The organism is Janthinobacterium breve, from assembly GCF_051380895.1.
In the GTDB taxonomy this organism is placed as follows: Bacteria; Pseudomonadota; Gammaproteobacteria; order Burkholderiales; family Burkholderiaceae_D; genus Janthinobacterium.
Map to the genome: position 1 here is coordinate 192,001 of NZ_JBNYXY010000014.1, position 13,651 is coordinate 205,651.

At 59.9% G+C, this 13,651-nt stretch carries 13 protein-coding genes; 11 read left to right on the forward strand and 2 right to left on the reverse strand.

Features of this window, described 5'->3' with window-relative positions; translation table 11 throughout:
* Positions 1–74 precede the first annotated feature (74 nt).
* Complete coding sequence (locus tag ACQ4W0_RS26595) at positions 75–1,064, reverse strand: malate dehydrogenase (protein WP_436579482.1); 990 nt, start codon at positions 1,062–1,064, stop codon at positions 75–77.
* 304 nt (positions 1,065–1,368) lie between these two features.
* Here ACQ4W0_RS26595 and ACQ4W0_RS26600 point away from each other — a divergent pair, with 304 nt between their 5' ends.
* The 9 genes from ACQ4W0_RS26600 to ACQ4W0_RS26640 all read left to right on the forward strand — a co-directional run bounded on the left by ACQ4W0_RS26600 (position 1,369) and on the right by ACQ4W0_RS26640 (position 8,934).
* On the forward strand, positions 1,369–2,253 hold the full coding sequence (locus ACQ4W0_RS26600) for a UTRA domain-containing protein (RefSeq protein ID WP_436579483.1): 885 nt from the start codon (positions 1,369–1,371) through the stop codon (positions 2,251–2,253).
* A gap of 306 nt (positions 2,254–2,559) precedes the next feature.
* Positions 2,560–2,982 carry a succinate dehydrogenase, cytochrome b556 subunit gene (gene sdhC / locus ACQ4W0_RS26605; RefSeq protein ID WP_436579484.1) on the forward strand — a complete coding sequence of 141 codons (423 nt, stop codon included), beginning with the start codon at positions 2,560–2,562 and terminating at the stop codon, positions 2,980–2,982.
* A 2-nt stretch (positions 2,983–2,984) separates the two neighbouring features.
* Complete coding sequence (sdhD, locus tag ACQ4W0_RS26610) at positions 2,985–3,350, forward strand: succinate dehydrogenase, hydrophobic membrane anchor protein (protein WP_102121570.1); 366 nt, start codon at positions 2,985–2,987, stop codon at positions 3,348–3,350.
* A 2-nt stretch (positions 3,351–3,352) separates the two neighbouring features.
* Positions 3,353–5,134 carry a succinate dehydrogenase flavoprotein subunit gene (gene sdhA, locus ACQ4W0_RS26615; protein WP_436579485.1) on the forward strand — a complete coding sequence of 594 codons (1,782 nt, stop codon included), beginning with the start codon at positions 3,353–3,355 and terminating at the stop codon, positions 5,132–5,134.
* Positions 5,135–5,143: 9 nt separating this feature from the next.
* On the forward strand, positions 5,144–5,854 hold the full coding sequence (locus tag ACQ4W0_RS26620; protein ID WP_034752075.1) for a succinate dehydrogenase iron-sulfur subunit: 711 nt from the start codon (positions 5,144–5,146) through the stop codon (positions 5,852–5,854).
* 117 nt (positions 5,855–5,971) lie between these two features.
* Complete coding sequence (locus ACQ4W0_RS26625; protein WP_034752073.1) at positions 5,972–6,253, forward strand: FAD assembly factor SdhE; 282 nt, start codon at positions 5,972–5,974, stop codon at positions 6,251–6,253.
* Positions 6,254–6,375: 122 nt separating this feature from the next.
* Positions 6,376–7,680 (forward strand): citrate synthase, encoded by a 1,305-nt coding sequence (gltA, locus tag ACQ4W0_RS26630; RefSeq protein ID WP_101482189.1) that lies wholly within the window; start codon positions 6,376–6,378, stop codon positions 7,678–7,680.
* Between the two features lie 153 nt (positions 7,681–7,833).
* Positions 7,834–8,175, forward strand: a complete 342-nt coding sequence (locus tag ACQ4W0_RS26635; RefSeq protein ID WP_436579486.1) for a winged helix-turn-helix transcriptional regulator — start codon at positions 7,834–7,836, stop codon at positions 8,173–8,175.
* Between the two features lie 219 nt (positions 8,176–8,394).
* Positions 8,395–8,934 carry an NAD(P)H-dependent oxidoreductase gene (locus ACQ4W0_RS26640; RefSeq protein ID WP_436579487.1) on the forward strand — a complete coding sequence of 180 codons (540 nt, stop codon included), beginning with the start codon at positions 8,395–8,397 and terminating at the stop codon, positions 8,932–8,934.
* Positions 8,935–8,945: 11 nt separating this feature from the next.
* Here ACQ4W0_RS26640 and ACQ4W0_RS26645 read toward each other — a convergent pair whose 3' ends face one another.
* Entirely contained in the window at positions 8,946–9,401 is a 456-nt protein-coding gene (locus tag ACQ4W0_RS26645; protein WP_436579488.1) for an MBL fold metallo-hydrolase, read from the reverse strand.
* A 118-nt stretch (positions 9,402–9,519) separates the two neighbouring features.
* Here ACQ4W0_RS26645 and ACQ4W0_RS26650 point away from each other — a divergent pair, with 118 nt between their 5' ends.
* Both ACQ4W0_RS26650 and ACQ4W0_RS26655 read left to right on the forward strand, forming a co-directional pair.
* Positions 9,520–10,494, forward strand: coding sequence for a LysR family transcriptional regulator (locus tag ACQ4W0_RS26650; RefSeq protein WP_436579489.1), 975 nt, complete (start codon positions 9,520–9,522; stop codon positions 10,492–10,494).
* Positions 10,495–10,751: 257 nt separating this feature from the next.
* Complete coding sequence (locus tag ACQ4W0_RS26655) at positions 10,752–13,604, forward strand: 2-oxoglutarate dehydrogenase E1 component (RefSeq protein WP_436579490.1); 2,853 nt, start codon at positions 10,752–10,754, stop codon at positions 13,602–13,604.
* The last annotated feature ends 47 nt before the right edge of the window (positions 13,605–13,651 follow it).

Sequence of the window (13,651 nt, forward strand, 5' to 3'; positions counted from 1 at the left end):
AACAGCCGCGCCGCGAATCTCGCGGGGCGGCCTTCTTGGCGGGCGGCGCTCAGGCCGCGCCGCCAATACTGGATTTATGCCAGCAGGTGTTTCACGCCTTCGCGCTCTTCGGTCAGTTCTTTCAGGGTCAGGTTGATGCGCTCTTGCGAGAATGCATCGATTTCCAGACCTTGAACGATGGTGTACTCACCGTTGTCGGTGGTGACCGGGAAGCCGAAGACGGTGCCTTCAGGGATGCCATACGAGCCATCCGAAGGAACGCCCATGGTGGTCCACTTGCCGGCGGTGCCCAGCATCCAGTCATGGATGTGGTCGATGGCGGCGTTCGCTGCCGACGCTGCCGACGACAGGCCGCGCGCTTCGATGATGGCCGCGCCGCGCTTGCCGACGGTTGGCAGGAAGGTGTTGGCATTCCATTCCTGGTCGTTGATCAGGTCCTTGACGGCCTTGCCGTTTACGGTGGCGAAACGGTAGTCGGCGTACATGGTTGGCGAGTGGTTGCCCCAGACGGTCAGCTTCTCGATATCCTTGACGGGGGTGCCGGTCTTGGCAGCGACTTGCGACAGCGCGCGGTTGTGGTCCAGACGCAGCATGGCGGTGAAGTTTTTCGCCGGCAGCGATGGCGCCGATTTCATGGCGATGTAAGCGTTGGTGTTGGCAGGGTTGCCGACCACCAGTACTTTGACATTGCGCGAAGCGACGGCGTCGAGCGCCTTGCCTTGTACCGTGAAGATCTGGGCGTTCGCTTCCAGCAGATCCTTGCGTTCCATGCCCGGGCCGCGTGGACGCGCGCCAACCAGTACGGCGACGTCGACATCCTTGAATGCGGTCAGCGGATCGGAGTGAGCGGTCATTTCCGTCAGCAGCGGGAAGGCGCAATCGTCGATTTCCATCATCACGCCCTTGAGCGCCTTCTGGGCTTTTTCGTCCGAGATTTCAAGCAGTTGCAAGATGACAGGCTGGTCTTTGCCGAGCATGTCGCCATTGGCGATGCGGAACAACAGGGCGTAGCCGATCTGGCCGGCGGCGCCGGTCACTGCAACACGCATTGGGGTTTTAGCCATGATGAATCTCCAAAGTGGGAAAGAAAACGGGCTTGAAGCTGGGCTTACGCTTATCCGGAAAAACTATAATGATACCAAAACCGGCCGGCGCCACCGAATTGCTGGTGTACGCTGCCGTCACGCTCGTGCTGCATGAGGCCAGAGTGGCTGGCCGACAACATAAAACGCTGGCTCACAAGTTTTATCGAGGGCAGTTTAGGCCTCCGATCTGTATCTGTCAATCATATCTTATGTCTTATATAAGACAGATAACTACGAGTGTTTTACTGGACGCGGGCAGTGATTTGTGTTGAAATGTCGGACTATGAATTCCGCCTCGTCCAATCTGACCAACAATGCCACTGCTGCAAGCGGGGCGGTCAGTCCGACCGCGAGCTCCCCGGCCACGCCCGTTGCCGCAGCGGCCAGCACGCCAGTCGCCGTGGCGGCCGGCACGAATACCACTGCGACGGCGATGCCCGTCGCCAGCGCTTCCCCCACCTTCAGTCCCCTGTACCAGCAGATCAAGGCGCTCATTACGCAGAGCCTGCAATCGGGCGAGTGGAAGCCTGGTGAGCTCATTCCCAGCGAAGTCGAGCTGGCAGGGCGCTTCAAGGTCAGCCAGGGCACGGTGCGCAAGGCGATCGATGAACTGGCCGCCGAGAATCTCGTCATGCGCCGCCAGGGCAAGGGTACTTTTGTTTCCACTCACCATGAGGCGCGCGCGCATTTCCGCTTCCTGCGCCTGGTGCCGGACGAAGGCGTGCCGCATTATCCAGAAAGCAAGTTCATCGAAGTCAAGCGCGTGCGCGCGCCCGCCGACGTGGCGCGCCTGATGGATCTGAAGTCCGGCGACGCCGTCATCTTCATCAAGCGCGTGCAGTATTTCGATGGCGTGCCGACCATCGTCGAGGAGCTGTGGTTGCCCGGCCTGATCTTCAAGGGGCTGACGGCCGAGCGCCTGGTGGAATACAAGGGTCCCATGTATGGTCTGTTTGAAACGGAATTTGGCACGCGCATGATACGCGCGTCCGAGCAGATCCGCGCCGTGTGCGCCGATGCGGGCGCCGCGCAATTGTTAAATATCGACCTCGGCACGCCCTTGCTCAGTTCCGAGCGCGTGTCGTTTACCTACGGCGACAAGCCGGTCGAACTGCGCCGGGGCTTGTACCTGACCAGTCGTCATCATTATCAGAATGAACTCAGCTGAAGTAGCGGGGCGCCTCCAGGTGCCCGGAAAAGCGGCAAGGCTGAAGTGCATCGCTTGCAAGATGCCTGCCGCGAGGCGGGCAGCGGAGACAACAGAAAGCGCAGCTAAAGCATGGCCCGCTCCAGCGGGCCGTGCTTTGCCGGCGATTCTGTAATTAAATTACGTGAACTACGGAAAGTAGCGCGGTATTTTGTAGTAAAAAACCATTTTGGTTATATGTAACAATAGATATTGGTATGGGTTGCGAAAATCGGCGAAAATCGCGGCTTCAATATTTAGTTGAAATTCAAAGGGGAGGTTTTTGTTATGTCTGAAGCCGTAAGAGAAGTACCAAAAAAAGAACGGCCGCAATTCCGTAACATTCATGTTACCGAATTGTCGAACTACCGCATGGCTGTCGGCGCCATCGTCTCGATCCTGCATCGCATCAGCGGTTTCATCATTTTCGCCCTGCTGCCATGCATCCTGTACATGCTGGAACTGAGCCTGCGCTCCGAGATGTCCTATGCCTATTTCCAGGGCATCGCCTCGCACTGGTTCGTCAAGCTGATCACCCTGGGTCTGGTCTGGGCCTTCCTGCACCACTTCTGCGCCGGCATCCGTCACCTGTTCATGGATGTGCACGTTGCCATCGAAAAAGATTCGGCCCGCAAGACCGCTACCTCCGTGCTGGTCGTGAGCGTGTTGTTGACGGCCTTGGTCGCTTTGAAACTGTTTGGAGTATTTTAAACATGGCAGACAATAATATCGGACCGAAACGCCTCGTCGTCGGTGCCCATTACGGCTTGCGCGATTGGCTGGCGCAACGCGTCACCGCCATCGTCATGGTGGCCTATGTGGCCATCCTGCTGATTTCTTTCTTGACTGGCAGCAACTTCAGCTATGAAGGCTGGGCTGGTCTGTTCGCACAGCAGTGGTTTAAATTGTTCAGCCTGGTGACCTTCCTGGCGCTGTTCTACCACGCATGGGTCGGCGTACGCGACATCTGGATGGACTACGTGAAAAGCGCTGGCCTCCGTCTGACCCTGCAAATTGCCACCATGCTGTGGTTGATCGCTTGTGCCGGCTGGACGGTACAGATACTCTGGAGTGTGTAATCGTGGCAGCATATAAATCTGCAATCCCTACCCGCCGCTTTGATGCGGTAATCGTTGGCGCCGGCGGTTCCGGCATGCGCGCGTCGTTGCAACTGGCTGAAGCCGGCCTGAACGTCGCTGTCCTGTCGAAAGTTTTCCCGACCCGCTCGCACACCGTTGCGGCGCAGGGCGGTATCGGCGCGTCGCTCGGCAACATGGCTGAAGACAACTGGTTCTGGCACATGTTCGACACCGTCAAGGGTGGCGACTATCTGGGCGACCAGGATGCCATCGAATTCATGTGCCGCGAAGCACCGAAAGTCGTGTACGAACTGGAACACTTCGGCATGCCATTCGACCGCAACCCTGACGGCACCATTTATCAGCGTCCATTCGGCGGCCACACGGCCCACTTCGGCGAAAAGCCGGTGCAGCGCGCCTGCGCGGCAGCTGACCGTACCGGTCACGCCCTGTTGCACACGCTGTACCAGCGCAACGTGCGTGCGCGTACCCACTTCTTCGTCGAATGGATGGCAATCGACCTGATCCGTGACGCCGAAGGCGACGTGATCGGTGTTGTTGCGCTGGAAATGGAAACCGGCGAATGCATGATCCTGGAAGCAAAGACGACGGTCATGGCAACGGGCGGCGCAGGCCGCATCTTCGCCGCCTCGACCAACGCCTTCATCAACACGGGCGACGGCATGGGCATGGCGGCACGCGCCGGCCTGCCGCTGCAAGACATGGAATTCTGGCAGTTCCACCCGACCGGCGTGGCCGGCGCGGGCGTCTTGATCACCGAAGGCGTGCGCGGCGAAGGCGGCATCCTGATCAATAGCGAAGGCGAACGCTTCATGGAGCGCTATGCGCCGACCCTGAAGGATCTGGCGCCGCGCGACTTCGTCTCGCGTTCGATGGACCAGGAAATCAAGGAAGGCCGCGGCTGCGGTCCTAACAAGGACCACGTGATGCTGGACTTGCGCCATATCGGCGCCGACACCATCGCCAAGCGCCTGCCGTCGATCCTGGAAATCGGCCACAAGTTCGCCAACGTCGACGCCACCAAGGAACCGATTCCTGTCGTGCCGACGATTCACTACCAGATGGGTGGCATCCCGACGAACATCCACGGCCAGGTCGTCACCCCGACCGGTCCGGATAATTCGGCGAAAGTCGTCAACGGCCTGTACGCGATCGGCGAATGCGCCTGCGTGTCGGTGCACGGCGCCAACCGCTTGGGCACGAACTCGCTGCTGGACCTGGTGGTCTTCGGCCGCGCGGCCGGCAACCACATCGTCAACAGCGGCCTGAAAGCCAAGGAAAACAAGCCTTTGCCAGCCGACGCTGCCGAATTTGCCATGGGCCGCCTGGCGCGCCTGGAAAACTCGACCGGCACGGAAACCGTGCAGGGCGTGGCGAACGACATCCGCGCCACAATGCAGAAGTACTGCGGCGTGTTCCGTACCGACGAGATGCTGAACAAAGGCGTCGAAGAAATCATGAAGCTCGACGAGCGCCGCAAGCAAGTCTCCTTCAAGGATAAATCGATGGTCTTCAACACGGCCCGCGTGGAAGCGCTGGAACTGGACAACCTGATCGAGACGGCGAAAGCGACCATCGTTTCGGCAGCCGCCCGCAAGGAATCGCGCGGCGCCCACGCCCAGGACGACTATCCGCAACGTGACGACGACAACTGGATGAAGCACACTCTGTGGTATTCGGAAGGCAACCGACTGGCATACAAGCCAGTCGTGACCAAGCCGCTGACGGTTGATACCTTCAAACCGAAACCACGTACTTTCTAAGGCTATACCATGGCACGCACTCTTAAATTCAAAATCTACCGCTACGATCCTGACCAGGATGCCAAGCCGTACATGCAAGACCTGACGGTCGAACTGAAAGACACCGACAAGATGCTGCTCGACGCACTGCAGCGCATCAAGGCGGACGTCGATGACTCGCTGGCCCTGCGCCGCTCGTGCCGCGAAGGCGTGTGCGGTTCGGACGCGATGAACATCAACGGCAAGAACGGTCTGGCATGCACCACCAACCTGAACGAACTGTCGGAGCCTATCGTGCTGCGTCCGTTGCCAGGTTTGCCGGTCATCCGCGACCTGATCGTCGACATGACGCAATTTTTCAAGCAGTACGATTCGATCAAGCCTTTCCTGATCAACGATTCGATCCCGCCTGAAAAAGAACGCCTGCAGTCGCCGGAACAGCGCGAAGAGCTCGATGGCCTGTACGAGTGCATCCTGTGCGCATGCTGCTCCACGTCGTGCCCGTCGTTCTGGTGGAATCCGGACAAATTCGTCGGCCCGGCCGGTCTGCTGCAAGCCTACCGCTTCATCGCCGATTCGCGCGACGAAGCTACCGGCGCGCGTCTGGACAACCTGGAAGACCCGTACCGCCTGTTCCGCTGCCATTCGATCATGAACTGCGTCGACGTCTGCCCGAAAGGCTTGAACCCGAACAAGGCGATCGGCAAGATCAAGGAATTGATGGTCCGCCGCGCGATCTGATTCGTCTGATCGCGTCCGCCGGGCGCCGTTTGCGGGAAGAGGGTATCCTCTCTTGCCTGCAGGCGGCGCCTGCAAAGCAGCAGCGTGCCGCAAGGCACGCGTAAAGTGGTAAACCAAATGACAGAATCAATTTTGTCCTCGCATCAGGCCGACCCGGCCAACCGCGCCCGCCTGCGCTGGCGTTCACGCCGTGGCCTGCTGGAAAACGACATTATCCTGACCCGTTTTCTCGATGCGTATGAAACCGAATTGACCGATGAAGAAGTTGACGCGCTGACGCGTTTGCTGGATTTATCGGACAATGCGTTAATGGATCTGGTACTGGCCCGTAAAGAGCCGGAAGGCGAAGTCGATCTGCCGCATGTGCGCGCACTGCTGCAACGACTGCGCATTGCCTAGACGCCTGGGCGATATATTGCAAACGGTGCGAGTGGCGCGCTGTAGCACTGCCGAATTGCGGTGCGAATTGCAGCCAGAATTTTTGATTTTAATTTCGACTCACTCCCGAGAAGGAAGAGCCCATGAATATCTCTGACACAAAAGCTACCCTGTCGTTCTCCGATGGCAGCCCATCGCTTGAATTTCCAATCTACAAAGGCACGGTTGGCCCGGACGTCATCGACATCCGCAAACTGTACGCCGGTAGCGGCAAGTTCACCTACGACCCAGGCTTTATGTCGACCGCCGCCTGCAACTCGTCGATCACCTACATTGACGGCGACAAGGGTGAGCTGCTGTACCGTGGTTACCCGATTGAACAGTTGGCCGTCAACGCCGACTTCATGGAATCGTGCTACCTGCTGCTGAACGGCGAACTGCCGAACGCGGCGCAGAAAGCCAAGTTCGTCGACACCGTCACCAAGCACACGATGGTGCACGAACAGATGCAATTCTTCTTCCGTGGCTTCCGCCGCGACGCGCATCCGATGTCGGTCCTGGTGGGCACCGTCGGTGCGCTGGCATCGTTCTACCATGATTCGCTGGACATCAACGACCCGCGTCACCGCGAAGTGTCGGCCATCCGCCTGATCGCCAAGATGCCAACCCTGGTCGCCATGACCTACAAGTACTCGGTCGGCCAGCCGTTCGTGTACCCACGCAACGACCTGTCGTACAGCGCCAACTTCATGCACATGATGTTCGCCAATCCGTGCGAAGAGTACAAGGTCAACGACGTGCTGGTGCGCGCCCTGGACCGCATCCTGATCCTGCACGCAGACCACGAGCAAAACGCATCGACCTCGACCGTCCGTCTGGCCGGTTCGTCGGGCGCCAACCCGTTTGCCTGTATCGCTGCCGGTATCGCCTGCCTGTGGGGCCCTGCCCACGGCGGCGCCAACGAAGCGGCACTCAACATGCTCAAGGAAATCGGCACCGTCGAGAACATCCCTGCCTTCATCGAGCAAGTCAAGGACAAGAACTCCGGCGTCAAGCTGATGGGCTTTGGCCACCGCGTGTACAAGAACTTCGATCCACGCGCCAAGCTGATGCGTGAAACCTGCTACGAAGTGCTGCAAGAACTGGGTCTGCAAGACGACCCGCTGTTCAAGCTGGCGATGGAACTGGAAAAGATTGCACTGAACGACGACTACTTCGTTTCGCGCAAACTGTACCCGAACGTCGACTTCTACTCGGGCATCGTGCAATCGGCGCTGGGCATCCCTGTGTCGCTGTTTACCGGTATCTTCGCCATGGCCCGCACCATCGGCTGGATCGCCCAGTGGAACGAAATGATCGCCGATCCGGAACAGAAAATCGGCCGTCCACGTCAGCTGTTCGTCGGTTCGACCACGCGCGAAGTACTGCCACTGGACAAGCGCGCCTAAGTTACGGCGCCGTGTTCCTGCCGGGCCTTGCGGTCCGGCGCAAAAAAGCGAGCCTGATGGCTCGCTTTTTTTATGCAGGTCTGCAGCGCCGATTACAAGCACGGCGGCCAGACTGTTATGCTCCGGCACTGGTAAAACAGGAAGCACAACGCGATGAACGAAGAAACATGCGCCCCCAGCGGCGTGGCCCTGGGCGATACGGCATTTGGCTACACCTTGTCGCTGATCGGTGGCAAATACAAGATGCTGATCCTGTACGCGCTCGCGGAAAACAGGGTGCTGCGGCATAACGAACTCAAGCGTCATCTCGGTGGCATCGCCTTCAAGACCCTCAGCGTCGTCTTGAAGGAGCTGGAAGCCGATGCGCTGATTATCCGCAAGGAATATCCGCAAGTGCCGCCCAAGGTCGAATATTTCCTTTCAAGCAAGGGGGCATCGCTGATCCCCGTGCTGCATACCCTGTGCGAGTGGGGCGAGCAGCACCAGCCAAGTTGATAAGGATGGGTATGACAAGGCGGCTTTCTGTGATTGAGTAGCTTACTTTTCATATGGTATGAGTAGTCAATGTGCGTACTTGTTAAAAATACTCACTATGGCTATGCTGGTTCTGCCTCTGGAGGTGCGATCATGCGCCTCGGGGCAGGGTATCGGCTTGCCTGTTTTTCGGCGAATGCGGGCCCGGTGCGTCCATCCCATTCTCAGGAAAGAAGTATCATGAAAACCCTCGTAATCGTCTTCCATCCCTCGATCTCCACTTCGGTGGCCAACAAGCGCTGGCTGCAGGAACTGGCGCAGTATCCTGACCGTTACACCATTCATGATGTGTACCAGGTTTATCCGGAAGGAAAAATCGATGTGGCGCGCGAACAGGCGCTGGTGGAGGCGCACGCCAATGTGGTCTTGCAGTTCCCCGTGTACTGGTTTAACTGTCCGCCCTTGATGAAGCAGTGGCTCGATGAGGTGCAAGCGCATGGCTGGGCCTATGGCACGGGCGGTGATGCGTTCAGGGGCCGCAAGGTGGCGCTGGCCGTCACGGCCGGCATCCGGCAGGAGGACTTCACGCCGCAAGGCAAGTGGAACGTCACCTTGGCGCAGCTGCTGGCGCCGTTTGATGTCACGCTGGCCTATGTAGGCGCCGACAACCGCTGCTTCTTTGCCTTCTATGGTGCGGAAGACGGGCCGAAGGAAGCGGGTTATGCCGAGCGGCTGGCGCGCAGCGCGCAAGCGTATGAGCGCTTCCTGCTTGCCTTGTAAGGCGGGCTGTGTCAGTTGAATGCCGCTTCCAGCTGGCGCAGCGCAATGTGCTGGCCCTCCAGTTGCAGGCTCTCGCCCTCATAGGCCTGGGGCATGACGATGCAGCGCGGTGCATTGTGCTTGAGGATGCCGCCCCAGTGGGCGACCCTGGCACCGGCCTGGCGGCGGATCGCCTCGACCGTGGCGCCGCTGGCCAGGATGCGGGCTTGCGGAAAGGCTTGCTGCAGCACGCCCAGGCCGAAATAGGCTTGCGGTTCGGCTGCGCTGATATAGATGGTGGTCAGGCGCTTGCCGCTGGTGGCGATGGTGTGCGCTAACTGCGCCGCATCGTCGCGCAGGAACTGGGCGTTGATCAGGATGGCGTCCGCCACCCCGCTCAACAGTAATGAGGTGGATGGGGCGCAGCCCAGAACATCCAGGCGGAAGGCGTCAAGGGTGCCGGAGAGGCGGGCGGCGCGTGCCAGCATATTGTTCTTTCTGCATTGGATACTCTCGTCGTATATTATCCTTTCGACCAGGCGCGAGAAATAGGGTAGATTGCAACACTTAGTTGCACGGATCGGACGAATCAATGAAAGCGCACAAATGGACCGCATAAGCGCCGCACAGGTATTTGTCGCCATCGCCGAGCGCGGCAGCATGGTGGCCGCCAGCGAGGCGCTCGATATGTCGCGCGCCATGGTGACGCGTTACCTGGCCGAAATGGAGCATTGGGCGGGGGCGCGCCTGCTGCATCGCACCACGCGCCGCCTGAGCCTGACGGATGCGGGCGAGGCCACGCTGGCGCGCTGCCGCCAGATGCTGGAAGTGGCCGGCGCCATGGCCGTCGCCTCGCCCGGGGGAATCGACACGCCGCACGGCTTGCTGCGCATTACCTGCTCGCAATCGCTGGCGCAGACGGCGCTCGCTGGCGCAGTGACCGCTTACCTGCGGCGCTACCCGCGCGCCGCCGTCGACCTGCAGATGGAGAACCGCGCCGTCAACCTGGTGGAGCAGCGCATCGACCTGGCGATCCGCATCACGAACGCGCTCGAACCGAACCTGATCGCGCGCCAGCTGGCCAGTTGCGCGTCGGTGGTGTGCGCCGCACCATCGTACCTGGCGGCGCATGGCACGCCGCGCCGGGCGGAAGACCTGGCCCTGCATAACTGCCTGACCTATACGTATTTCGGCAAGAGCCTGTGGCAGTTCACGCACGATGGGGAAGCGCTCACTGTCCCCGTCAGCGGCCGCCTGTCGGCGAACGAATCGCTGGTCCTGCTGGTGGCCACGGTGGCTGGGGCGGGCATCGCCATGCAGCCGCGCTATTCGGCCGCGCCGCTGATCGCCAGCGGGCAGCTGGTGGAACTCCTGCCCGCGTATCAGCCGCAGGACATGGGCATCTACGGCATCTATACGTCGCGCCAGCACATGTCGCCCCTGCTGCGCACCATGCTCGACTTCCTGGTCGAGTGGTTTGCCGGCGATGCCGATTGGCTGGCGGCCATCGCGGCGGCGCCGTTGCCGGGCAGACCAGTTGGGCGCAAGCGGCCCGCCAGCATGGGCAGGGAAATGCCGTAAGCGCAACAGTAACAGGCTGGCAAGCCCGGGAAAATCAACGACACAGCTTACATTTGCTTGCCAAATAAAATTCAACTAGCCGTTGTTGCGTTACAATACCGCGTGCTATTCTAAATGACGGTATGCAGAATGCTGGTGCAATAAAAAAGCCCTTCCCCACAACTTGATGTGCAATCCGCTAACCGGTCAGGCCGTGTCGCGGAAGGTTAGATTAACCCGCTAATTCCTCGCGAAACGCGAAGAAAGGTGAGCAATATATGCAGCAATTAACGACCAACTCCTACCTGTTTGGTGGGAATGCTCCGTACGTGGAAGACCTGTACGAAGCGTATCTGAACAACCCAGGCTCGGTCCCCGATAACTGGCGCTCCTACTTCGACGCGATGCAGCACGTGCCTGCCGTCGATGGCAGCAACAAGCCTGACGTGGCGCATGCCTCCGTCGTCGCCTCGTTCGCCGAGCGCGCAAAAGCAGGTCCGATCCGCACAGTGACCGCTTCCTTCGATGCTGAAATGGGCCGCAAACGTGTTGCTGCTACGCAACTGATCGCCGCTTACCGCTACCTCGGTTCGCACTGGGCCAATCTGGATCCGCTGCAACGCCAGGAACGTCCGATGATTCCTGAGCTCGAGCCGAGCTTCTACGGTTTCACCGACGCGGACATGGACACCGTGTTCAACATCAGCAATACCTATTTTGGCCCCGAGACCGCCACCCTGCGCGATCTGCTGAACTATCTGCGCGACACCTACACGCGTTCGATCGGTGCCGAATTCATGTACATCTCCGATCCGGCCGAAAAGCGCTGGTTGCAAGAGAAGCTGGAAGCTATCCGCTCCACCCCGAATTTCACCCCAGAGAAAAAAATCCACATCCTCGACCGCCTGACCGCGGCTGAAGGCCTGGAACGCTACCTGCACACCCGTTACGTGGGTCAGAAGCGCTTCTCCCTGGAAGGCGGCGAAACCTTCATCGCCTCGATGGATGAAACCATCCAGCGCGCCGGCGAAAAAGGCGTGCAGGAAATCGTCATCGGCATGGCCCACCGCGGCCGCCTGAACGTACTGGTGAACACCCTGGGCAAAGCGCCACAGGAACTGTTCGAAGAATTCGAAGGCAAGCATGGCGACGACCTGCCTGCCGGCGACGTGAAGTACCATCAAGGCTTCTCGTCGGACATCTCCACCGCAGGCGGCCCGGTCCACCTGTCGCTGGCGTTCAACCCGTCGCACCTGGAAATCGTCAACCCTGTGGTCGAAGGTTCCGTCAAGGCCCGCATGGATCGCCGCGGCGACGCGCAGGGCGCGCAAGTGCTGCCTATCCTGGTGCACGGCGATGCCGCTTTCGCCGGCCAGGGCGTGGTCATGGAAACGCTGAATCTGGCGCAAACCCGTGGCTACCATACGGGCGGCACGGTGCATATCGTGATCAACAACCAGATCGGTTTCACCACCTCGGACCCGCGCGATGCACGTTCGACCCTGTACTGCTCGGACGTCGTCAAGATGATCGAAGCACCGGTCCTGCACATCAATGCCGATGATCCGGAAGCCGTGGTGCTGGCGACGCAAATTGCGCTCGACTACCGCATGGAATTCAAGAAGGACATCGTCCTCGACATCATCTGCTACCGCAAGCTGGGCCACAACGAGCAAGATACGCCGGCACTGACGCAGCCACTGATGTACAAGAAGATCGGCCAGCATCCAGGCACCCGCAAGCTGTACGCGGACAAGCTGGCAGCGCAAGGCGTGATCCCTGCCGATGGCGGCGACAAGATGGTGGCAGCTTTCCGCGACGCCATGGACGCCGGCAAGCATACCGTCGATCCGGTCATCTCGAACTTCAAGAACAAGTACGCCGTCGACTGGCTGCCGTTCCTGAACAAGAAATGGACCGATTCGGCCGACACCGCCGTGCCGATGACGGAACTGAAACGCCTGGCCACCCGCATCACCACCGTGCCGGAAGACTTCAAAGTCCACTCGCTGGTTGAAAAAGTACTGGGCGACCGTGGCACCATGGGCCGTGGCGAAATGAATCTGGACTGGGGCATGGGCGAACACCTGGCCTACGCTTCGCTGGTATCGTCCGGCTACGCCATCCGCCTGACGGGCCAGGACGCCGGCCGCGGTACCTTCGTGCACCGCCACGCCGTCTTGCATGATCAAAACCGCGAGCGTTGGGATGCCGGTACCTACATTCCGCTGCAAAACGTGTCGGACAACCAGGCGCCGTTCACCGTCATCGACTCGGTGCTGTCCGAAGAAGCAGTACTGGCCTTCGAATACGGCTACTCGACCGCTGAACCGAACACGCTGACGATCTGGGAAGCCCAGTTCGGCGACTTCGCCAACGGCGCGCAAGTGGTGATCGACCAATTCATCAGCTCCGGCGAAGTGAAGTGGGGCCGCGCTTCGGGCCTGGTCATGATGCTGCCGCACGGTTACGAAGGCCAGGGTCCTGAGCACTCGTCCGCGCGTCCTGAGCGTTTCCTGCAGCTGTGCGCAGACAACAACATGCAAGTGGTGCAGCCGACGACGGCTTCGCAGATCTTCCATTTGCTGCGCCGCCAGATGGTGCGCCAGTTCCGCAAGCCGCTGGTCATCCTGACGCCGAAGTCGCTGTTGCGCAACAAGGATGCCGGTTCGCCGCTGGCCGACCTGGCCAAGGGTGGTTTCCAGACCGTCATCGGCGAAGTCGACGACAAAATCGATGCCAAGAAAGTCAAGCGCGTGGTCGCCTGCTCGGGCAAGGTCTACTACGACCTGGTCAACGCACGCAAGACACGCGGCCAGACCGACACGGCCATCGTGCGCCTGGAACAGCTGTATCCGTTCCCGCACAAGTCGTTCGCTGCTGAACTGAAGAAGTTCCCGAACCTGGTTGAAGTCGTATGGGCCCAGGACGAGCCGCAAAACCAGGGCGCCTGGTTCCAGATCCAGCACAACATCTTCGAAGGCCTGGAATCGGGTCAGCGTCTGGCTTACGCCGGTCGTCCTGCTTCGGCGTCGCCTGCTGTCGGTTACTATGACAAGCACTACGCCCAGCAAAAAGATCTGCTGGAAACGGCATTCTCGAAGCTGAAGGGTTTTATCCTGACCAAGTAAGTGGCAGGATAAGGGGCGCCATGTCTGTGCATGGCGCCTGCGCGCAT